We start from the raw sequence: 20908 nt of genomic DNA, 5'->3' as shown, positions 1-20908 counted from the left end.
GTGTTCCTTTCTTTCATTTCTGTGCTTAAAGCATACTAAAATATTCTACACTAAATGCTCTCAAATGTCAAATTTCTTTTGTCACTGTAATATAACGATTGTACTCGCTACCGTCAGAGTGACTGGAAACACCAGCTTCTTTCGAAATGATGGTATGCACAATCTTGCGTTCGTTAGATTGCAAGTCGTTAATATACACCGTTTCCCCAGCACGTGCACGTTCTGCGGCACGATGCGCCAAGCTTGTAATATATGCTTTACGCTTTTCATGATAATCACCAACGTTTACAGCGATGTTTACACGTGTACTTAAGATACTGTTTGCATAAGCTTTAGCCAAGGTTTGTAAACTTTGTAAAATCTTGCCATGTTTGCCAATGAGTAGCGCATCTTGATTGGAATTAAGATTGAAAACGATAAGTGAACTTTCCTTTACAACGTTTACAGTAATAGCAATCCCCATCTCAGATGTGATATTTGTCAGATAGGTGGAAATTTTATCTGCAAAGTCTGACTCTTCATCTGTCAACTCTAAGGGCAAATCTTTTGCTTTTTGTCTCACTTTTTCTGGAATTTCAACTTCTGCAACAGCTTCTTTACTTTGCGCAAGATCTGCCTTGACCTCTTCAATGATGACTTCACGCTCCTCAGCTGTAAGCTCACCCTTCTGTTCCTTCTCAGCTGCACGTACAGCCTTTACAATCTGACTCAACTCAAGAGTGGCTTCCATGGCTGATTGGGCCTTAGGGACACCGAGGTCAACATCCTCCATCCCGCGTTCAGCCAAACGATCTGCTTTGCGAATAGTTTCTTCCTTGATTTCTTCTATATCTACGAGTGCTCGTTTTTTTCCAAACCCTAGAAAACCACGTTTTTCTTTTTGTTTCACATGAATATGCACATTTTCACGTTTTACACCCAATCGGTATAAACCGCGCTCTATTGCCTCTTCAACTGTTCTTCCAGTAAAAATAGTCATGATTTAAAACTCCTATCTCCTGATTTTACTTCTTATTTTTCAAAGCTTTCTTCAATGCTTTCTCACGCGCTTTTATCTTATCCTTTTCTGCTTTCACCTTAGCCTCTCGTGCCGCGATTATCTTAAAAGGATTAGCAATGAGCAGCGTTTGTAACACTTGGAAACCATTTGACACTACCCAATAGAGCGCAACACCACTTGCAACATTGATCGCAAAAACAAAAATCATCACTGGCATAAGAAATGTCATCGTGCTTGTCATTGCATTTTTTTCAGGTGCTGCTTTCATGGTCAACCATGAGCTAGCAAAGGTGAATAGCGCCGCCAAAATTGGCAAAATGTAAGTCGGATCTTTGTCCCCAATATTAAACCAGAGGAAAGTACCATGTTTTAGGAAATCAACCCGTGTCAACGCTTGATACAAAGCCCATAATATTGGCATTTGAATCAAAAGAGGCAGACACCCTGCGTAAGGATTAACTTTGTTTTTAGCATAAAGTTCCTGAGTTTCTTCCTGAACCTTACGTCGAGAATCCACGTCTTTACCTGGATATTTTGCTTGTATTTTTTTAATTTCAGGCTGAATTTCCTGCATTTTTTGGCTTGACTTAATTTGAATATTCATTAAAGGCAGAAGCGCCACACGAATAATCAAGGTGAATAAAATAATGCCAACGGCTGTCATGCCACCAAATGACAAGAAACGAATGACCTGAGCAAATCCATAAACTATTTGTTCCCAAAAGCTTGTTGAATGTTGTGTAACTTCAGAGCGTCCACAGGCAGCCAATAAGAGTAAAGAAGTACTTGCTATTGAAAGCAAAGTTATTTTCTTTTTCAATCCTTTTCTCCATCTTTATAAATTTTAGATAATTTCAATACATGTTTGAGATTCTTTTTTACTTCTTTAAAACTGAGTTCTTCTACACCTGGGCGTGCAATGACAACAAAATCTTCATCTTCTAAATGTGATGAAAATTCAGCAACTGCATGCCTTATTAAGCGTTTCACACGATTCCTTGTCACAGCATTTCCGATTTTTTTACTTACTGAGATTCCTATACGAAAATGCTGTTGCTCAGTATAGAGTTTATATACAATAAATTTCTTGTTGGCAAAGCTATTTTTCGCTAAAAATATTTGTTCAAAGTCTTTCGAGCGTTTCACACGATAGGTCTTTTTTATAGCCAAGCCACTCTCCCCCGTACTAAAAATTATCTCCATTATTTTAACACAAACTAACGGAAAAGTCACCCCTCTTTATGAAAGCGCTTTTCAAAATCAAGTATTCTTGCATATCGCTACTAAGAGAAAACAAGTCATGCTAGAATAGAAGTAATAAAAGACAGCCTTAAGCAGAGAGCCAATAAAATGTACCTCATTTTGCTTCCCTAAATACAAGGGCTCCCTGAATCAATCCCCTTTGATTCCCAACTGCTGCCTTTCCTCCCTGCACACTTATTGGTTCTTGCAGGGAGTTTTTTGATACACACCTCACCCTGTGATTCCTCTCTATTCAAATCAAGCTATAATAAATCAAACCATATGGTGATTTTTTCACTCAAAATTTGGTATAATAATGCGATGAAAAAAAGTACAAAGAAAAAACTAATCATTTGGAGCTCCAGTATTGTAACTCTATTGCTCCTTATTGACTTGGGGGCTACTTTTTATTTTTATAACATTGCATATGTTCGAAATGATGTCCCGACCAGCCAAGTCGAATCTTCAAGTAAAAACTTTCCTCTTGTCACAAAATTTGATCAACTGGAAAAAACAGACCTTACAATAAAAAATGACGGACTCAAACTCAAAGCCTGGTATGTCCCTGCGGCGCAAAAAACAAATAAAACCGTTATCGTTGTTCATGGTTTTCGGCAAAGCAAGGAAACTATGCGCCAATATGGACAGCTTTTCCATGAACTAGGGTACAATGTACTCCTGCCGGATAATCGAGCCGCAGGAGACTCAGAAGGGCAACTCATTACCTACGGTTTCCATGATAAAAAAGATGTTATAGCCTGGGCCAAGAAATTGACTGATGAAAATCCTCAAACTAACATTACTTTGTTCGGACTTTCCATGGGAGCAGCAACTGTCATGATGGCCTCCAATCAGGAAGAACTCCCAGACTCTGTCAATAGCATCATCGAAGATTGTGGGTATAGCGATGCTTGGTCTGAAATAACCTATCAGGCTAAATCTACATATAATATCCCACCGTTCCCTCTTGTTTACAGCCTCTCAGCCATGAATAAAGTACGTCAGGGTTGGTTCTTAAAAGAAGCCAGCGCGACTCAAGCTCTTTCTGAAAATAAACGTCCTATCCTCCTCATCCACGGAGATTCTGACACTTATGTACCAACGTCTATGCTCTATGATAATTATAAAGCCGTCAAAGCAGGTACACCAAAGGAAATGCTCCTCATAAAGGGGGCAGCTCATGCTAAAGCTTTCGAGACAAACCCGTCTCTTTATCGGCAAACAATTGAAAAATTTCTAAAAAAATATAACAATCTATAACCTTTGCGATAGGAGGGAAAAGGTAAGCTATCACGATAAATTCTTAAAAAATTATAAGAGTACTCACATGCTATTTCGTTCTAAAACTGTGCAAAATCACTTAACCTACTTTCCTTCAAAAAATGATGTTCATGCCTTTAATATGACGAATTACAGTTTATTCTTGCATTCTCTTTAGCAAAATGGTACTATATTAAAGTACCAATTCGCGGAAGTGGCGGAATTGGCAGACGCGCAGGATTAAGGATCCTGTGGCCTATCTTGGCTGTGCGGGTTCAAGTCCCGCCTTCCGCATCTCATTAAACGTCTATTGTCTAGACGTTTTTTTGTACTCCAAAAAATTAAGGCTAGCATTTCTTGAAGCACAGCCACATTCAACTTCAAAATCAGTCATAAAAATGGTATAATTAATGACATCTGAAAACAATACCTCTACATGTCTGGAGTAAGGAGATTAGAACTACCATGATGAATATGAAAAATATGATGAAGCAGGCTCAAAAGTTACAAAAGCAAATGCAGGCTGCTCAAGAAGAAATTGCTAATACCACTTTTTTAGGGAAATCGGCGCAAGATTTAGTAATTGCTGAATTTTCTGGCGATCGTAAATTGACTAATCTAACAATCAAACCTGATGTTATTGATCCCGAAGACCCTGAAACTTTACAGGACCTTGTTACAGATGCTGTAAATGATGCCCTGACTCAAATCGAAAAGACAACTGAACAAAAGCTTGGTAAGTTCTCTAAAGGGCTTCCTTTCTAATTTTAAAAGCCTTTTAAGGCTTTTTATTTTATGTTGTATAGTGGTTGAAGTTTAAAACAAAAAACGCTCAAAATGGAACTGGAAAATGCCATTTGAGCGTTTTTTCGTAGAGCTGGTTAAAATCAGTTAGATTTTGACTTTTGCCCTATCTTTTATCTTGTTATTATTTTGTATATTCTTCAACCAAAGCTACGACTTCTTCCATTGTTGCACATTCAGTAAGCGCTTTGTTTGAAAGTTCTTCCATTTTCTTCGAGTCCAAACGTTTCATCAATGCACGTGTTTGAAGAACGGATGTTGCTGACATTGAGAATTCGTCAAGTCCGATACCCATGAGAAGTGGAACAGCAGTTTGATCGCCGGCCATTTCACCACACATACCAGCCCATTTTCCTTCTGCATGCGCTGCTTTAACAACATTGTTGATAAGGCGAAGGATAGATGGGTTATAAGGTTGGTAAAGGTATGAAACTTGTTCATTCATGCGGTCTGCTGCCATTGTGTATTGGATTAAATCGTTTGTACCAATGGAGAAGAAATCAACTTCTTTTGCAAATTGGTCAGCCAACATTGCTGCTGCTGGAATCTCAATCATGATACCCACTTCGATATTTTCAGCTACCGGAACACCTTCGGCGATCAATTTAGCTTTTTCTTCATCGTAGATTTTCTTAGCAGCACGGAATTCTGTAACCAATGCCACCATTGGGAACATGATACGGAGTGTTCCGTGAACTGAAGCACGGAGAAGTGCGCGAAGCTGTGTACGGAACATTGCATCACCACTATTAGAAAGTGAGATACGCAAAGCACGCCAACCCAAGAATGGGTTCATTTCTTCTGGCAAGTCAAAGTATGGCAATGTCTTGTCGCCACCGATGTCCATTGTACGGACAACGACTGGTTTACCATCCATACCTTCAAGAACTGCTTTGTAGGCTTCGTACTGATCTTCTTCAGTTGGGAAGTCTTGAGCATCCATATAGAGGAACTCTGTACGGTAAAGACCAATAGCTTCTGCGCCATTGTCGTTAACACCTTCAACATCCTTAGGTGTACCGATGTTGGCAGCCAACTCAAAGTGTTTGCCATCAGCTGTAACTGTTTCAGCATCTTTAAGTGCAGCCCATTCAGCTTTTTGTGCAGCGTAAGCTTCACCAGCTGCGTGGAATTCGCTTTGTTGTTCTGGAGTAGGATCGAGAACAACTTCACCTGTTAAGCCTGATACAGCCATAAGTTGGCCTTCAGAAACAAGTTCAGTAATGTTGTTTGTACCCAATACAGCTGGGATTTCCAGTGTACGGGCCATGATTGCTGAGTGAGATGTACGCCCACCAATGTTTGTAACAAAGGCTTTAACGTATCTCTTGTCAAGCTGTGCAGTATCTGATGGTGTCAAGTCTTCCGCAACAATGATTACTTCTTCGTTAATCAAAGCTGGGCTTGGCAATTTAACACCAAGAAGGTTTGCCATTACGCGTTTTGTAACGTCTCTAATATCGGCAGCACGTTCTTGCATGTAAGCATTGTCTTCCATCCCTTCAAAGATCGCAATGAACATGTCAGTGATTTCTTTAAGGGCTGCTTCAGCATTAACTTTTTTAGATTCAATAGTAGCTTTGATTTGAGCTGTCATATCTGGATCTGCAAGAACCATCATGTGTGCATCAAATACGGCTGCGGCTTCTTCTCCGAGGCTATCTACTGCTTTATCTTTAATAATTTGAAGCTCGCTTTGAGCAGCAGAAAGAGCTGCTTCAAGACGAGCTTCTTCATTTTCGATATTCTCAACAGTAACTGTCTCAAATGACAAGTCAGGTTGAACAAGCAAGTATGCCTTTGCTACGGCTACACCTGATGATGCAGCGATACCTTTAAGCATAGTTGTCATTATTCAGCAAGACCTTCCTTAACCATTGTTTCAGCGATTGTGTTCAATGCATCATCAGCATCAGCACCTTCAGCAGTGATAGTTACATCAGCACCTTGACCAACACCGAGTGACATAACACCCATGATTGACTTAAGGTTTACAGATTTACCTTTGTATTCAAGGTTAATTTCTGAAGTGAATTTAGAAGCTGTTTGAACGAGCAGTGTAGCTGGACGTGCGTGGATACCAGTTTCTGCAACGATGTGGAATTCTTTAGATGCCATTTTGGAATCTCCTTATTTCAAATTTTATTCGATAATGCCGCTTTGTTCAGCATAATCTATACTACTACATTATACTATAAAGTGAAAAGGTTTGCAATGATTATTCCATTAAATTATCTTTATCCTTTGGTCTTTTTCATTTTAATTCTAAACTTCGCGCTTTTCTGCCGCATAAATTTCATGGATTAACTTTTCTGTTTTTTCCCAGCCTAGACAAGCGTCAGTGATAGACTTCCCAAATACTTCAGGAATATCTTGACGCCCATCTTCTAGATAAGATTCAATCATAAAGCCGCGGACATAACGCCGGATCTTTTCATCCCAATCACGATTAACTAAAGTTTGCCGAACAATCCTAATCTGCTCCATATATTTTTTTCCAGAGTTATCATGATTCGTATCCACAATGATAAACGGATGTTTCAAGCCCATTTTTTCATAGTTTCCGATAACTTCTTGCAGATTATCTGTATAGTAATTGGGGATATTCTTACCATACTCATCTTGTCCGCCACGTAAAATAGCATGTGCTAATGGATTCCCCTGAGTTTGTACCTCTGCACGACCAAAAAGAAAATCTTGCTCATGTTGTGCGGCATATATTCCATTAAGCATCACTTTAATATTTCCAGATGTTGGATTTTTCATGCCTGTTGGGGCATCTATGCCCGAAGCTACAAACCGGTGCTGTTGATTTTCAACAGAGCGTGCGCCCACTGCATAATAAGAAACCAAGTCATCTACTAAAGGAAGGTTTTCCGGATAAAGCATTTCATCTGCAGTTGTCAAACCCGTTTGTGTAATCACTTTATAGTGCAAATCTCGGACCATACGTATGCCATTAATCAAATCTGCCTTCCCTAAAGCATTAGGCTGATGAATAAGCCCTTTATAGCCCTCTCCATTTGTCCGTGGCTTTGCTGTATACACACGCATAACCATAAATATTTTATCTTTTACTTTTTCTTGGAGCTTTGCCAAACGATGCGCATATTCGAGGACTGCCTCTTCATTGTCAGAAGAGCAGGGACCAATGATTAATAAAAGCCTTTGGTCATCACCTTTGATGATTGATTCTAATTCCCTATCTCTCGCTTCCTTTCGCCTATGTTGATCGTTATCAAGGTGGCTCAACATTTTGACCGCATCAACATTTATCTCTGGGCTTATTATTTTGAAAGACATCTTTCTCCTTTCAACTTATTAATCTTTTATGCGTTGCAAACCTACAAAAACAAACACCCTAAATCAGGGTGTTCATCTATTTTATCACTTTTTTGACTAAGCGGTGTAAACGCGACCGTGACAATTTTTATATTTCTTTCCTGAACCACAAGGACACTTGTCGTTACGTCCTACCTTGCTAAAGTCAATTTCTTCTGCTGCTGAAGCCTGATTCACATTAGTCATGTTTGCTTGTGAAGCAGTTACAGTTACACGTGGTGTTTGCTCTTGAACTGCTGTCTGTGGATGAATTTGAGCTTTCATCATCAAACGTGTCACTTCAAATTCAATCGCACCAATCATGTTGTTAAACATCTTGTAAGACTCTTCTTGGTACTCGACAATCGGATTGTTTTGTGCATATCCGCGAAGACCTACTGATTGACGCATTTGATCAAGGTGATCAATATGCTCAGACCAGTTATTATCTACCACACGAAGAATAACTGCACGTTGGAAATCGATTTGACGTCCTTCTTCTCCCAAGCGCTCCATTTGGCTAGCATAATGTTCTTTGACTTTTTCAAAGAGGAAGTCTTTAATTTCTTGTACGCTCTTCCCTTGAAGGTCAGACAGACTAAACGCATCCGCAGAAAGCATTGTATTCTCAATTGTTTCATAGAGATTAAGTAAATTTGCTTCTTCTTTAAGATCAGCTGTTGCAGCATGACCATCGACTTGACGGTCAATGGTGCGCTTGAACATACCGTATAGCGCAGGAGTCATGTCCTCAGTCGCCACAATTACTTCGTGACGCTGTGCATAAATAACTTCACGTTGCTCACGTATAACGTCATCATATTGCAAAACTTGCTTACGTGAATCGTAGTTGTTTCCTTCGACACGTTTCTGTGAACCTTCGATTTGACGTGTAATCAAACCTGATTTAATTACAGCATCGTCTCCACTTATACGCATACGGTCAAGGAAAGCCGAAACACGTTCAGAACCAAAACGTTTCATTAAGTCATCTTCGAGCGAAAGATAAAACTGAGAGACACCAGCATCCCCTTGACGCCCAGAACGACCGCGGAGCTGGTTATCAATACGTCGGCTCTCATGGCGCTCTGTACCGATAACTGCGAGCCCTTGATATTCTGGATCTGGATGGTCCTTAACCCCTGGACCAAGTTTAATGTCAGTACCACGACCGGCCATATTGGTCGCAATCGTTACTGCGCCTTGCTGTCCAGCATTCATAATGATTTGTGCTTCACGGAAGTGATTTTTCGCATTCAAAACCTCATGAGGAATTTTGGCTTCAACCAATTTTTTTGAGATGACTTCTGATGTTTCTACGGCAACTGTACCAATCAAAATAGGCTGACCTTCAGAATGACGTTTTTTTACATCGTTCAAAACAGCATTTAATTTTGACTCAATCGTTGGATAAAGCAAGTCTGGATGGTCTACACGACGTATCGGACGGTTGGTTGGAATCGGGATAATTTGAATATTATAAATCTCACGAAATTCTTCTTCTTCTGTTTTGGCCGTACCTGTCATCCCTGCCAGTTTTTTGTACATACGGAAGTAGTTTTGAATAGTGATAGAGGCCATCGTCTTAGATTCATCTTGAATAGGCACACCTTCTTTTGCTTCAATCGCTTGGTGTAGACCATCTGAATAACGACGTCCTGGCATCGTACGCCCCGTAAACTGGTCGATAATCAATACTTCTTGCTGATCATCAACCATATAGTCAATATCATGAAGCATGATGTAATTGGCGCGAAGTGCATTGTCCACAAAGTGAGTCAAGGCAACGTTTTCCATGTCATAGAGATTTTCAATATCAAAGAAACGCTCCGCTTTATCTATGCCTTCATCTGTAAGCGAAATGGTTTTAGATTGCAAATCAATCTTGTAATCATCTCCCTCTTCATAGGCTTCTCGACCAATCAAAGTTTTAGCAAACTGGTCTGCACGGTAGTAAAGTGCAGATGACCCCTCCGCCTGTCCTGAAATAATCAACGGCGTACGTGCTTCATCGATTAAGATGGAGTCAACTTCATCGACCAAAGCGTAATTAAGCGGACGTTGTACCATATCTTCAAAGCGAGTTACCATGTTATCGCGCAAATAGTCGAAACCAAGCTCTGAGGATGTTGAGTAAGTGATGTCACAATTATAAGCTTCACGTTTTTCTTCTGGGGATTTAGAGTTAAGGTTCAATCCCACTGTCAAACCGAGCCAATTATAAAGTTCACCCATTTCAGTAGCATCACGTGTTGTCAGATATTCGTTGACTGTAACAACGTGCACCCCTTTACCAGAAATAGCATTTAAGTAAACAGGCATAGTTGCTGTTAAGGTTTTACCTTCACCGGTACGCATCTCAGGAACGTCCCCATTGTGGAGGACAATCCCCCCCATAATTTGCACGTGGAAAGGAAAAAGTCCTAGGACACGTTTAGCTGCTTCCCGACAGACAGCAAAAACCTCGTACAACATATCATCAAGGCTTTCGCCTGCTGCCGCACGTTTTCTAAATTCTTCTGTTTTTGCTTGCAACTGCTCATCTGGAAGGGCAGCCATCTCATCTTCGTATGATTCGACTTTTTGAGCCATTTTATGTAGCTTTTTCAGCTCTTTTTTGTCGTTCTCCACTAATTTTTTAATAATATTTGACATGTATTCTCCGTTACTATCCTAAAGGGATATTTCCCCTATTTTAGCATTTTTAAAGGTTTTTTCCAATAGATACATAAATTTCAAAATGCTGTTTGTATCATTTCGCAATGTATTTGTAATTCGGGTCAATTTCTTTATCAAGCTTTGCAAAAGCAGCTTCTAAACGACGATTCACTTCTTCAATCCCTTCGGCATTTGCTTTTTTTATATCTGAAATATCAATGGGCTCACCAAAATTCAACTGTACTTTCTCACGTTTGAAAATTCCTTTCATTGATAAAGGCCCTTGATAAACCGCTGGAACAATCCGAACTTTAGCCATCTTAGCAATGATTGTCACCCCGCCTTTTAATTCGCTGGAATGACGTGAACCAGTTGGAAACATAATGAGAGATTTGTCCGACTTTTTCAGCATTTTCACCGGATATTGGATAACTTCACGTCCTGGATTTTCACGGTCCACAGGAAAAGCACCACATTTTTTTATCCACCAAGCAAAAAAAGGATTTTTAAAAAGTTCTTTTTTGGCCATGAAGATAAATTGCTTTGGGCGCGTTGCAAAAGCCAAATAAACAGGATCCAAGACCATGCGATGTGGCGCAACTAAAATGTAGTTCTCGGACTTGTCTGGGAGACGTTCCGTATGGTGATATTGAGCTTTACCATTGAAGATAAAAAGCAAAAAGCGAACTAAACCGCGTAAAAATGTATAAAACATAACCGATATGATACTCCTAGCAAAATATTTAGCTTTTATAAATTTTATACTATTTGACGAGATTTAGCCAGTCTAAAAAACCAAAAATTCCTTGGAGGTTTTGGCGTTATACTTTTTTCTTTTTTACACGTCAAGTTCTAGGTCCAAGACTGTCCGAGGACTTTGGAGGTGGATGGTTTGCAGGCCGCTCTCTTGAGCACCGGCTATATTTGAAGCATTATCATCAATAAACAGAGTTTCCGAAGCCTGTAAATCAGCCAAGCGCAAAACTTCTAAGAAAGACTCTTTATCGGGCTTCCTAAGGTGTAAACCATGCGAGTAAAAAACTTTTTCAAAATAAGATTCTAAACTTCTTCCTGTTTGGTCCAAGCATTTTTGCTCAAAGCATTGAGCGTGTATACTATTCGTATTTGAAAACAAGAAAATGTTATATTTTTTTGAGAGCCTCTCAAGATAACGCATACGCTCCTTATCGAAGTCCTTTAAGAGCAAGTTCCAAGCCTCTTCAATTACTCCGTCCTCTAAATCTATTTGACTTTCTTGTCTCAGGCGTTCATAAAACTCAGCTGGTGTAAGCAAGCCCAACTCTAGCTCTTCAAAAAAGCCTGACTGCTTTTTTAAAGTAAAATACCCCTCGAAGTCTTGAATTCCAAGACTATAAAATTGTCTGTTCATCCGTTTAAAATCTAGATCGAGAAGTACTCCTCCAAGGTCGAAAATTATATTTTTGAAAGTCACAACTTCCCCCTAACTTACCTACGCGCATTTTTTGTATCTACAAGTATCGTCACAGGTCCATCATTAACGAGAGCTATATCCATATCTGCTCCAAATTCTCCCGACTTGGTAGGTACAATACTGTTAAGCTTTTTATTAAACTTAAGGTACATGGTTTCTGCGTAAGCAGGATGCCCTGCCTGCGAAAAGCTTGGACGGGTTCCTTTGCGTATGTCTGCATAAAGCGTGAATTGCGAGATGGATAGAACCTCACCATGAATATCTTGGACAGACAAATTCATCTTACCGGCCTCATCTGAAAAGATGCGCATTTTGCTTATCTTACGGACAGCGTAATCAAGGTCAAATTCAGTATCCGCATCCTCTACTGCCACAAGAAGCAAGAGCCCTTGCTTAATCTGATTTTTGATTTCACCTTCTATTTTAACTGAAGCTTCTTTCACTCTTTGAATTACTATTTTCATAATTTCATTTTATCAAAAAAAACTATCCAAAGGATAGATTTCTTTTATTTTTTATATTTCATTAACCATTTGTCCGCTTTACGCTGTAAACATCTGGTGTCATTTTAATTTTATCAACGATTAACGTGAGATCCGACAGATTTTTTATACCAATCGACAGGTTAATGTTAGCCATTTTGCGATCCTTTGTTGGATGAGCGTTTATTGATATTAGACTCTTTGTTGTATTGGATAATACTTGGACAATGTCATTGAGTAAATTTGGACGATTAAAAGCATAGACATGAATATTTGCCACATATTCTTTAGTCAAATGCTGCGAGTCATCCCACTCAACATCAATCAGACGTTTCTCATAATCTTCTTGACCACGAACATTTTTACAGTCTTCTCTATGTACAGAAACACCTCGTCCTTTAGTAATATAGCCAACAATCTTGTCACCAGGAACAGGGTTACAACATTTACTGATATGAATCAACATACTGTCAACGCCGGAAACACTCACACCTCCGTCATGGCGGATTTTCATGACGTTTTTATTTTTGTTCTCGCGCTTAACTTCACCCTTCATCAGTTGCTCTGACTCAGCTTTAAGTTTTTCTTTTTCAACCTTCCGCCGTTCATTTTCAGTCAGCCGATTGAAAACTGAAGTTGCCGATATTTCACCAAAACCTACTGCTGCAAATAGTGCTTCGCTGTCACGATAGCTTAACTTTTCAAGAACCCCATCCAGATGCTTTTTATCTAAATATTGATTAGGTGTAAAGCCGTTTTCTGCAAGCTCTGCTTGCAGCATTTCACGTCCCTTATGAATAGAGAGCTCTTTGTCTTGACTCTTGAAAAATTGTTTTATCTTATTCCGGGCTTTATTCGTTTTAACAAGCTTAATCCAATCTCGGCTCGGACCAAATGATGCTTTCGATGTGATAATCTCGACCTTATCGCCAGTTTTCAGTACATAGTTGAGTGGCTGCATCCGCTCATTAATCTTTGCTCCTACTGCATGATCACCGACTTGTGTATGGATAGCATAAGCAAAATCAATAGGTCCGGACCCTGCCGGCAGTTCTTGGACAGCACCTGTCGGAGTAAAGACGTAAATCTTATCTCCTAGAATATCTTCTTGGACAGCCTTTACAAATTCTTCCGCTGAATCTCCTGACTGTTCTTGCAATTCCACCAACTCATTAATCCAGTTCAGCGTTTCAGAAATCTCATGAACGTCAACTTTGGCCTTGCGCCCTTGTTTATAAGCCCAGTGCGCAGCCACCCCATATTCCGCTATTTGATGCATTTCATGAGTTCTAATTTGGAACTCCATTGGTCCCTTGGGACCGTAAACTGTTGTGTGAACCGACTGGTAACCGTTGGCTTTGGGATTTGCTATATAATCCTTGAAGCGTCCTGGCATCGGCTTCCACAAGTCGTGAATGTAACCAAGAGTGGTGTAAACATCACTTGTCGAGTCTGTCAAGCATCGAATAGCAATTAAGTCATAAATTTCATCGAAACGTTTCTTCTTATCATGCATTTTGCGATAAATTGAATAAATGTGTTTCGGACGACCGTAAATTTCGGCATCGACATGTGCTCCCTCCATGCGCTCGTTTAGCTTCTCAATGACCTCAGCAACTAAATTTTCACGTGTCGCACGTTTTTCATTCATCAAACCACGGATACGATAAAATTCTGTTTCATTGAGGTAGCGGAAAGATAAATCTTCAAGTTCCCATTTAATGCTTCCGATACCTAAACGATGCGCAAGCGGCGCATAGATAGCCATCGTTTCACTCGAGATACGTTTCTGCTTATCAGGACGGAGGTTTTTCAGCGTACGCATATTGTGAAGTCTATCTGCAAGTTTAACCAAGATGACACGAATATCCTTGCTCATAGCCATGAGCATTTTACGGTGGTTTTCTGCAAGCTGCTCTTCATGCGACTTGTATTCAACTTTACCAAGCTTGGTTACACCATCAACAATATTCGCTATTTCTGGGCCAAACAACTCCTCTAAGTCTGCTTGTATAAAGTTTGTGTCCTCAACAACATCGTGCAAAAAACCTGCCGATACAGTGGCTGCATCAAGCTGTAACTTAGCCAAAATTCCTGCGACTTGAATCGGATGAATGATATAAGGTTCTCCACTCGCACGATATTGCTCCGCATGCGCTATAGAAGCACACTTTAAAGCCTTACGCACCAGTAATACATCTTTTTCATTCATATATGTGGAGGCAAGTTTAACCACTTGGTCTCCTGTAAAATTTGGTTCTGAAGGCATATTTTATTTACTGTGAAGTAGCTCCACTTTCCTCCTTAATGTATTTTTACTATTTTACCATATTTAAGGTAAGAAAATTAACCTTTTAGTTCCTAAAACAAGAATTTTTGTCCTTTTGTTCGGTTTATTGTAAAAGTTCAAAATAAGTTGATAGAGCAGCTAATGCATATAATGGTGCTGTTTCTGCCCGCATGATACGTGGTCCTAATCCAAGGCGTTTTGCTCCGGCTTGTTCAAACAAAGCTATTTCTTCCGGTGCAATACCACCTTCTGGGCCAAAAACCAAAAGAATTTTTTGTCCGGCTTGCAGCTGAGCAACGCTTTGGGCAAACATCGACTGTTCCCCCGCTTTAGCTGCCTCTTCATAAGCAATCAGCACTTGATCAAATTGAGAAAACTCTGCAACAAGCGCAGAGAATTTTTCAAAAAAACGGACCTCTGGGAGAATTTGACGCTGAGATTGTTCTGCAGCTCCTAGGACAATTTTATCCAACTTTTCTTTTTTCTTAGAGCGTTTTTTAGCATCCCATCTCGCCACAGACCATTTAAAGGGCGCAGCCCAAATGCTGCTTACGCCAAGCTCTGTTGCCTTTTCACTGATAAATTCTAGCTTATCTCCTTTCGGAAAACCCACAGCCACTGTTACTTGAATCGGGAGTTCCGTTTGTACATCACAGATGTATAAAAGGCGAACTGTTTTTTCGCCACTCGAAACCACCTCGGCCAAACCTACCCGCCCTTCTTCAAAGACGAGCTGTAGCTTTTCCCCAGCGTTGGCACGCATAACTGTAAAAATATGGTGTGCAGCTGCTTTATTTTCGATGGTAAATACTGTACCTATTTCTGGCTGTTTTTTAAATATAAAATACTGATTTGCCATGATTTAACCGCCAATCACCCCTTCACGGTTTTCTGTTTTCTTGAAAATCACACAGTTCCACTCCCCTTGACTCATACGTGTTTCAAGGAAGAATCCAGCATTCTCTGCGAATTGAATAACTTTATCTGCTTTATCCGCAATAATGCCACTCATAACTAGATAACCTTCGTCTTTAACTAAGTGAAACGCATCTTCAATCATCAAGACAAGAATATCAGCCAAGATGTTAGCCACAATAATATCTGCTTGGTGATTAACCCCTTCCAACAGGTTGTTAGCCGAAACAGAAATCTTCTCCGTATTGGGATTAAGTGCGATATTTTCACGTGCCACGCGGACTGCAATCTCATCAATATCGTAAGCATAAATGTCATCCGCTCCCAGATAAGCACTGGCAACAGAGAGTACGCCAGACCCTGTACCCACATCCAATACCGTTTCCCCACCTCTAATAATTTGCTCCAAGGCATAGAGACTCATTTTTGTTGTAGGGTGTGTCCCCGTACCGAAAGCCATGCCTGGATCAAGACGAATCAACTTCTCTGCTGATGAATGAGGGGTATAATCTGTCCAACTTGGAACAATCGTCAAATCATGGGTGATGCGCGCGGGTTCAAAATATTTTTTCCATGCATCCGCCCAATCTTGCTCCGCAAGATTATTGGTTTTCACTTTCACATTCGTCACATCAAAACTTCCAGATAAAGCCTTTATCTTTTGTTCAATATCTGACTTCAACTCTGTGATGGGCAAGTTTTCTGGGTAGTAAGCCGTAACTTCTATCATTTCTGACTGCTCTACTTCAGGGAGTACTTCACCAAAAAGATTTTTGTGATTAAGGTAGTCGGCGCTATCATTGATTTCAACGCCTGCTGAGCCTGCCTCAACCAAAATATTACTGATAGCTTCCTCTGCTGCACGGACGATACTCACAGTGATGCTGTTCCAATTGTTCATTTTACTTTCCTCTGCTCTTGAATTTCTATACTAATAACGCGGGTACTTGAAAAAAGTAGTTTCAGCAAGAGTCTCTAAGCCTTGTTCAAATTTTTCTTGATTGAACTCAAGCATAAACTCTTCTTCTTCTGAGCTTAAGAAATCCATCAAGGCATCAAGTCCTGTATCTGCTGTTTCTTGTAAAAACGCAACAAAGTAAGCAATATATTCACGTGACAAGCCTTTATCTGAATAAGCCACACCTGCCAAATAGTCTTCTTCTGAAAACTTGGATTTTTTTGGATGATAAAAAATAACTGTGTCTTCATAAAGAACATTTTCTTCTGACTCCACACCATCTGCATCCAAAAGAACTACACCTTCTGGATTAGCAGCTTCCAACAAAAAACTAACTTCTACTGCAAAATTACGTTTGTCCCAATTTATCTCAAAATCATAACTAAAGTTTTTGCTCATCTCTTCGTCTAAAACATCTAAAAAACCATATTTTGCCATTTTTTCACCTCTTTTTTCTGTTATAGTTTACTCTTCCCTTTGCGACTAAAGCTACGCATGAGAGACAACAACTTTCCTAGGAATTATCTGAGTTTCTTACAACTTTGGAATACTTTTCTGTTATAATTATACCAGAAATAAAAATTATCTCTAGAGAGAACCTTATGAAAATCAGACCTATCGAACCCCATGATTTCGCTACCGTGGCACGTCTTGAAAATCAAAACTGGACTTTAAAATCCACACCGCTGATTATTAACAGTTCAGCAGAAAAAATTATGAAAAAAATCTTAAAAGGTACGCGTTATCTCCTTGCTGAAGAAAACGGAAAAATTTTAGGTGTCTTGGATTACGGCCCACGCAACAAGTCGGAGTTTGGTGCACATGTCCTCACTTTTGGCGTCATGACTGTTCAGGAAGCCCGTGGAAAAGGCATTGCGACTCAGCTTATCCAGCACCTCATACATGAGGCATGTACCGAGAATTATGAAAAAATCACAATCAATGCGATGTCAAGCAATCCCAAAGCCTTGCATCTCTATGAACGTCTTGGCTTTGTACTTGAAGGGCAACTGAGAAAAGAATATTACATCGATGGCACCTACGTTGACAGTTTGATTTACGCCTACTATCTCTAATCCTTAAGGAGAAGCTATTTATTATGACTCATCAAAACCTAGCACGACGGATGCGACCACGAAATATTGACGAAATCATTGGTCAATCCCACCTTGTTGGTCCTAAAAAAATTATTCGCCGAATGGTGGAAACAAAACTTTTAACCTCAATGATTCTTTACGGACCGCCAGGAATCGGTAAAACCTCAATCGCTTCAGCAATTGCAGGGACAATGAACACCGCCTTTCGGAGTTTTAATGCAACAACTGACAGTAAGAAAAAGTTACAGGAAATAGCAGCAGAAGCTGAATTTTCTGGTCAACTGGTCCTGCTCCTTGATGAAATCCACCGTCTTGACAAGCCCAAACAAGATTTTCTCCTTCCTTTACTTGAGAATGGACAGATTATTCTTATTGGTGCGACCACGGAAAACCCTTACTTTAGTGTTGTTCCCGCAATTCGAAGCCGCGTTCAGATTTTTGAGCTAAAGCCTTTGGAAAGTGATGATTTACAGAATGCTGTAAACCTTGCCCTTGAAGATAAAAAACGGGGCTTTGATTTCCAAGTCACTTTGGATGACGATGCGCTCTATTTCCTCGTCCACGCAACGAATGGAGATTTACGCGCCGTTTACAACGCTTTAGAGCTGGCTGTTTTATCCTCTGAAGACCATCACGTTACTTTAGACGATATGGAAAACTCTTTACAGCGTAAAGCGCTTAGTTTTGACAAAGACGGAGACGTCCACTATGATTTACTCAGCGCTTTGCAAAAGTCAATCCGTGGCTCTGATGTAAACGCAAGTTTACACTATGCTGCCCGTCTAATTGAGGGTGGAGATTTGCAAAGTCTAGCACGTCGTTTAACTGTTATAGCCTATGAGGATATTGGTCTAGCCAATCCTGATGCTGCGGTACACACTATGCTTGGCTTACAAGCTGCAGAAAAATTAGGTTTCCCCGAGGCAAGAATTCCTCTAGCAAATATCGTTATTGATTTGGCGCTTTCTCCCAAGTCTAACGCCGCTTATGTAGCTCTTGATACTGCCATAGAAGACTTAGGAAAATACGGTAATCTACCTGTCCCCTCACATTTACAAGATGGACATTATGCCGGTGCTAAAGACTTGGGAAGAAGCGAAGGATACAAGTACCCTCATAACTTCCCAGAACACTGGGTAGCTCAGGATTACCTTCCTGATAAGCTACGTAACGCGGATTATTTTCAACCGGATGCAATGGGAAAATATGAATGGGCGCTCAATGAGCGAAAAAAATGGATTGAAGAGCAAAAGAAAAATCGCTAGAAATAACGATTTTTTTATATTATTTATTTTTAAATCCTTTCAAAGCTCTCAAAGCATAAAGAATCGAAACTACATCGATAAGTTCCTGGAAAAGTGCACCAACAATCGCTGGTATAAGCCCTGTTGCGGCAATAAGCATCAAGATGACACATATAATAATCCCAATCAAGACAGATTGTTTCGCAATTTTTAGGGTATCACGGCTGATATGCACGGCCTTGACTACTGAGGATAAGTCATTTTTTAAAAGTACAATATCCGCTGCCTCACTTGCCACGGTATTATTTCCTGTACCGATAGAGATACCAACGTCAGAGAGTGTCAAAGCTGGAGCATCGTTCACCCCATCACCGACCATAATGGTTGGATGGACACTTGATGCCTCTATTTTTGCCAACTTTTCTTCTGGTAACATGCTGCTATAGACTTCGGTAATTCCAACCTGTGCTGCGATTTTATTTGCTACACGTGCATTGTCACCCGTGAGCATGGTAATATGATCAAAGCCAGCCTGACGCAAGTCTTTGATAACTGCTGGTGCATTTTTGCGTAAGCTATCCGAAAAGGTTATTGCCCCGATATATTGACCCGCACGCGAGACATAAAAGGCTGTCTCAAAATCTAAACCCTCTGGTGCTCCGACGAAGTTTGCCCGACCAATTTTGATGAGCTGGTCTTTTATTTGTCCGGTAACACCTAATCCCGCAACTTCATTCAGGCTTTCCAACTCTAGCGCATGAACACCATGCGACTCTGCATAGCTTGATACTGCTTTGGCCAAAATATGATTAGAAGACCTTTCTATCGTGTAGACAATTTCGAGTAATTCTTCACGAGAAACACCTTCCACAGGTACAACTTCATCCACCTCTATTTTACCATCGGTAATGGTCCCCGTCTTATCAAAGAAAATGGCTTTAGCAGTCGCTAACTTTTCAATGATTGTTCCATTTTTAATAAGAAAACCATTTTTTGATGAACGGCTCATCCCTGATACAAACGCAATTGGTGCAGCTAAAATAAGTGGACAAGGGCTGGCTACAACAAGAACCTCCGCAATACGCACAGGATCTCCTGAAACGAAGTAAGCAACAGCCGCAATGATATAAGCCATGATCGTAAAAGGCACTGCATAGCGGTCAGCTAAACGCACAAAATTAGCCGGTGTTTCCGCTGCTTCACGAACCAAGGCAACAATTTTTTGAAATTGCGATTCGCTTGCGGCTACGCTTGTCTGGATTTCAATGCTTGAACTGCCATTGATTGCTCCTGAAAGAACTTCATCTCCTTTTTGAAGCTCCATCGGTTTAGCTTCACCAGTAATAGAGGATTCATCCAGAAGAGCAGCTTCTGATAAAAGTACACCATCAATGGGGATTACTTCCATCGGCTTAATTAAGAGGTGCGCTCCAATCTCTACATCATCCAATTCCATGTCGATAACTTTACCCTCTCGCACGACATGGGCTATCTCAGGTGTTTTTTTCAGCAAAGCTGAGAGCTCTCGGTTAGCGCGACCAGCCGCATAGTCCTCTAGTGTCTCGCCTCCAACTAACATCAAAATGATAATTAATGAGGCCCAATACTCACCAACTAAAAGTGTCGCAATGATGGCTGTAATCGCCAATAAATCCACACCATAATTCCCTTTACGCAAGGTTTTTATCATCTCAATGAACATCGACAAGGCCAAAATGCCCCCTGCGATAGTGATAATAAAACGCGCAATCTGAGGTGCATTAAAGGCAAACTGAGCCAAAAGAGACGCAGCAGCTATGAAAAATACTAAAACAAGTTTTTGCCAGTTTTTCATGTTTTCTCCTTATAAAATAAATTTTCTGAAACTTTGCCCTGTTTGACTCCGAAGAATTTTCATCGAACACTGATTTGCCCGGGATAGAAAAATAATCTTTGTCGCACTTTGATTCCGAAGAACTGAGCTTTCATTTTATAAGTTACAACATCCTTGACTATATACTAACAAAAAACGGTCTATAATTCTAACCTCATGACTGTCAAACATATTTGTCATCCTTAAGCTTCTCTAATTTTTTCACAACGTCAACGAAAAAATGTCAAGTAAAAATACTTTACAAAGCTTGCTTTTTGAAAAAGATTAGTGTATTATGGTAAGGTACGTTTTTGGGAGCATCCAAAACGAAA

General features: G+C 40.2%; 19 protein-coding genes and 1 tRNA gene. 5 read left to right on the top strand and 15 right to left on the bottom strand.

Annotated elements, in window-relative coordinates; genetic code table 11:
* Positions 1-67: 67 nt before the first annotated feature.
* Genes jag through rnpA form a run of 3 tightly spaced genes read right to left on the bottom strand, consistent with a single transcriptional unit; the run spans position 68 to position 2170 of the window.
* Positions 68-979, bottom strand: coding sequence for an RNA-binding cell elongation regulator Jag/EloR (gene jag / locus NFR51_RS06895; protein WP_251712989.1), 912 nt, complete (start codon positions 977-979; stop codon positions 68-70).
* A gap of 25 nt (positions 980-1004) precedes the next feature.
* Positions 1005-1820, bottom strand: a complete 816-nt coding sequence (locus NFR51_RS06890) for a YidC/Oxa1 family membrane protein insertase (RefSeq protein WP_251712988.1) — start codon at positions 1818-1820, stop codon at positions 1005-1007.
* Positions 1817-2170 (bottom strand): ribonuclease P protein component, encoded by a 354-nt coding sequence (rnpA, locus tag NFR51_RS06885; protein WP_251712987.1) that lies wholly within the window; start codon positions 2168-2170, stop codon positions 1817-1819. The genes NFR51_RS06890 and rnpA overlap by 4 nt, the downstream gene beginning before the upstream one ends.
* Before the next feature lie 393 nt (positions 2171-2563).
* On the opposite strand from rnpA, the gene NFR51_RS06880 reads away from it, so the two are divergent.
* From NFR51_RS06880 to NFR51_RS06870, 3 genes are all read left to right on the top strand, one after another.
* Complete coding sequence (locus NFR51_RS06880) at positions 2564-3502, top strand: alpha/beta hydrolase (protein ID WP_251712986.1); 939 nt, start codon at positions 2564-2566, stop codon at positions 3500-3502.
* A 208-nt stretch (positions 3503-3710) separates the two neighbouring features.
* A tRNA-Leu gene (locus NFR51_RS06875) sits at positions 3711-3796 on the top strand.
* Between the two features lie 171 nt (positions 3797-3967).
* A complete protein-coding gene (locus NFR51_RS06870; protein ID WP_251712985.1) occupies positions 3968-4267 on the top strand; it encodes a YbaB/EbfC family nucleoid-associated protein in 300 nt (99 codons plus the stop codon).
* A 163-nt stretch (positions 4268-4430) separates the two neighbouring features.
* On the opposite strand, the gene ptsP is transcribed toward NFR51_RS06870, so the two are convergent.
* The 11 genes from ptsP to NFR51_RS06815 form a co-directional block, all read right to left on the bottom strand.
* Positions 4431-6158: a phosphoenolpyruvate--protein phosphotransferase gene (gene ptsP, locus NFR51_RS06865; protein ID WP_251712984.1), complete on the bottom strand. Its 1728-nt coding sequence runs from the start codon at positions 6156-6158 to the stop codon at positions 4431-4433.
* Complete coding sequence (locus NFR51_RS06860) at positions 6158-6424, bottom strand: phosphocarrier protein HPr (protein ID WP_202231267.1); 267 nt, start codon at positions 6422-6424, stop codon at positions 6158-6160. The genes ptsP and NFR51_RS06860 overlap by 1 nt, the downstream gene beginning before the upstream one ends.
* 147 nt (positions 6425-6571) lie before the next feature.
* Positions 6572-7609: a 3-deoxy-7-phosphoheptulonate synthase gene (locus tag NFR51_RS06855; RefSeq protein ID WP_251712983.1), complete on the bottom strand. Its 1038-nt coding sequence runs from the start codon at positions 7607-7609 to the stop codon at positions 6572-6574.
* Between the two features lie 96 nt (positions 7610-7705).
* A complete protein-coding gene (secA, locus tag NFR51_RS06850) occupies positions 7706-10282 on the bottom strand; it encodes a preprotein translocase subunit SecA (protein WP_251712982.1) in 2577 nt (858 codons plus the stop codon).
* A 97-nt stretch (positions 10283-10379) separates the two neighbouring features.
* Entirely contained in the window at positions 10380-11000 is a 621-nt protein-coding gene (locus NFR51_RS06845) for a lysophospholipid acyltransferase family protein (protein WP_251712981.1), read from the bottom strand.
* 123 nt (positions 11001-11123) lie between these two features.
* Positions 11124-11738: an HAD family hydrolase gene (locus NFR51_RS06840; protein WP_251712980.1), complete on the bottom strand. Its 615-nt coding sequence runs from the start codon at positions 11736-11738 to the stop codon at positions 11124-11126.
* A gap of 14 nt (positions 11739-11752) precedes the next feature.
* Positions 11753-12202 carry a D-aminoacyl-tRNA deacylase gene (gene dtd / locus NFR51_RS06835; protein WP_251712979.1) on the bottom strand — a complete coding sequence of 150 codons (450 nt, stop codon included), beginning with the start codon at positions 12200-12202 and terminating at the stop codon, positions 11753-11755.
* Positions 12203-12263: 61 nt separating this feature from the next.
* A complete protein-coding gene (locus tag NFR51_RS06830; protein WP_251712978.1) occupies positions 12264-14489 on the bottom strand; it encodes a RelA/SpoT family protein in 2226 nt (741 codons plus the stop codon).
* 124 nt (positions 14490-14613) lie between these two features.
* The gene (locus NFR51_RS06825) at positions 14614-15369 is read right to left on the bottom strand and encodes a 16S rRNA (uracil(1498)-N(3))-methyltransferase (protein ID WP_251712977.1); all 756 of its coding nucleotides are present in this window, start codon (positions 15367-15369) and stop codon (positions 14614-14616) included.
* Between the two features lie 3 nt (positions 15370-15372).
* Positions 15373-16326, bottom strand: a complete 954-nt coding sequence (gene prmA, locus NFR51_RS06820; protein ID WP_251712976.1) for a 50S ribosomal protein L11 methyltransferase — start codon at positions 16324-16326, stop codon at positions 15373-15375.
* Between the two features lie 30 nt (positions 16327-16356).
* Complete coding sequence (locus NFR51_RS06815; protein WP_251712975.1) at positions 16357-16821, bottom strand: DUF3013 family protein; 465 nt, start codon at positions 16819-16821, stop codon at positions 16357-16359.
* A gap of 164 nt (positions 16822-16985) precedes the next feature.
* Here NFR51_RS06815 and NFR51_RS06810 point away from each other — a divergent pair, with 164 nt between their 5' ends.
* Both NFR51_RS06810 and NFR51_RS06805 read left to right on the top strand, forming a co-directional pair.
* A complete protein-coding gene (locus tag NFR51_RS06810) occupies positions 16986-17459 on the top strand; it encodes a GNAT family N-acetyltransferase (RefSeq protein ID WP_251712974.1) in 474 nt (157 codons plus the stop codon).
* Between the two features lie 23 nt (positions 17460-17482).
* Positions 17483-18745, top strand: a complete 1263-nt coding sequence (locus tag NFR51_RS06805) for a replication-associated recombination protein A (protein WP_251712973.1) — start codon at positions 17483-17485, stop codon at positions 18743-18745.
* A gap of 19 nt (positions 18746-18764) precedes the next feature.
* Here the strand turns inward: NFR51_RS06805 and NFR51_RS06800 are convergent, their stop codons facing one another.
* On the bottom strand, positions 18765-20558 hold the full coding sequence (locus tag NFR51_RS06800) for a heavy metal translocating P-type ATPase (RefSeq protein WP_251712972.1): 1794 nt from the start codon (positions 20556-20558) through the stop codon (positions 18765-18767).
* Between the last annotated feature and the right edge of the window lie 350 nt (positions 20559-20908).

Origin of the sequence: Lactococcus ileimucosae, from assembly GCF_943193185.1 — a bacterium.
In the GTDB taxonomy this organism is placed as follows: Bacteria; Bacillota; Bacilli; order Lactobacillales; family Streptococcaceae; genus Lactococcus; species Lactococcus ileimucosae.
The sequence above is the reverse complement of the archived record's forward strand: the minus strand, read 5'-3'. Positions and strand labels throughout refer to the sequence as shown.

Bases quoted from the DNA above. Each gene is read 5' to 3' on its own strand.
- ptsP (WP_251712984.1), bottom strand. From the start codon at position 6,158: ATGACAACTATGCTTAAAGGTATCGCTGCATCATCAGGTGTAGCCGTA.
- jag (WP_251712989.1), bottom strand. From the start codon at position 979: ATGACTATTTTTACTGGAAGAACAGTTGAAGAGGCAATAGAGCGCGGT.
- NFR51_RS06805 (WP_251712973.1), top strand. From the start codon at position 17,483: ATGACTCATCAAAACCTAGCACGACGGATGCGACCACGAAATATTGAC.
- secA (WP_251712982.1), bottom strand. From the start codon at position 10,282: ATGTCAAATATTATTAAAAAATTAGTGGAGAACGACAAAAAAGAGCTG.
- NFR51_RS06830 (WP_251712978.1), bottom strand. From the start codon at position 14,489: ATGCCTTCAGAACCAAATTTTACAGGAGACCAAGTGGTTAAACTTGCC.
- NFR51_RS06810 (WP_251712974.1), top strand. From the start codon at position 16,986: ATGAAAATCAGACCTATCGAACCCCATGATTTCGCTACCGTGGCACGT.
- prmA (WP_251712976.1), bottom strand. From the start codon at position 16,326: ATGAACAATTGGAACAGCATCACTGTGAGTATCGTCCGTGCAGCAGAG.
- NFR51_RS06815 (WP_251712975.1), bottom strand. From the start codon at position 16,821: ATGGCAAAATATGGTTTTTTAGATGTTTTAGACGAAGAGATGAGCAAA.
- dtd (WP_251712979.1), bottom strand. From the start codon at position 12,202: ATGAAAATAGTAATTCAAAGAGTGAAAGAAGCTTCAGTTAAAATAGAA.
- NFR51_RS06870 (WP_251712985.1), top strand. From the start codon at position 3,968: ATGATGAATATGAAAAATATGATGAAGCAGGCTCAAAAGTTACAAAAG.
- NFR51_RS06800 (WP_251712972.1), bottom strand. From the start codon at position 20,558: ATGAAAAACTGGCAAAAACTTGTTTTAGTATTTTTCATAGCTGCTGCG.
- NFR51_RS06855 (WP_251712983.1), bottom strand. From the start codon at position 7,609: ATGTCTTTCAAAATAATAAGCCCAGAGATAAATGTTGATGCGGTCAAA.
- NFR51_RS06845 (WP_251712981.1), bottom strand. From the start codon at position 11,000: ATGTTTTATACATTTTTACGCGGTTTAGTTCGCTTTTTGCTTTTTATC.
- NFR51_RS06825 (WP_251712977.1), bottom strand. From the start codon at position 15,369: ATGGCAAATCAGTATTTTATATTTAAAAAACAGCCAGAAATAGGTACA.
- NFR51_RS06880 (WP_251712986.1), top strand. From the start codon at position 2,564: ATGAAAAAAAGTACAAAGAAAAAACTAATCATTTGGAGCTCCAGTATT.
- NFR51_RS06860 (WP_202231267.1), bottom strand. From the start codon at position 6,424: ATGGCATCTAAAGAATTCCACATCGTTGCAGAAACTGGTATCCACGCA.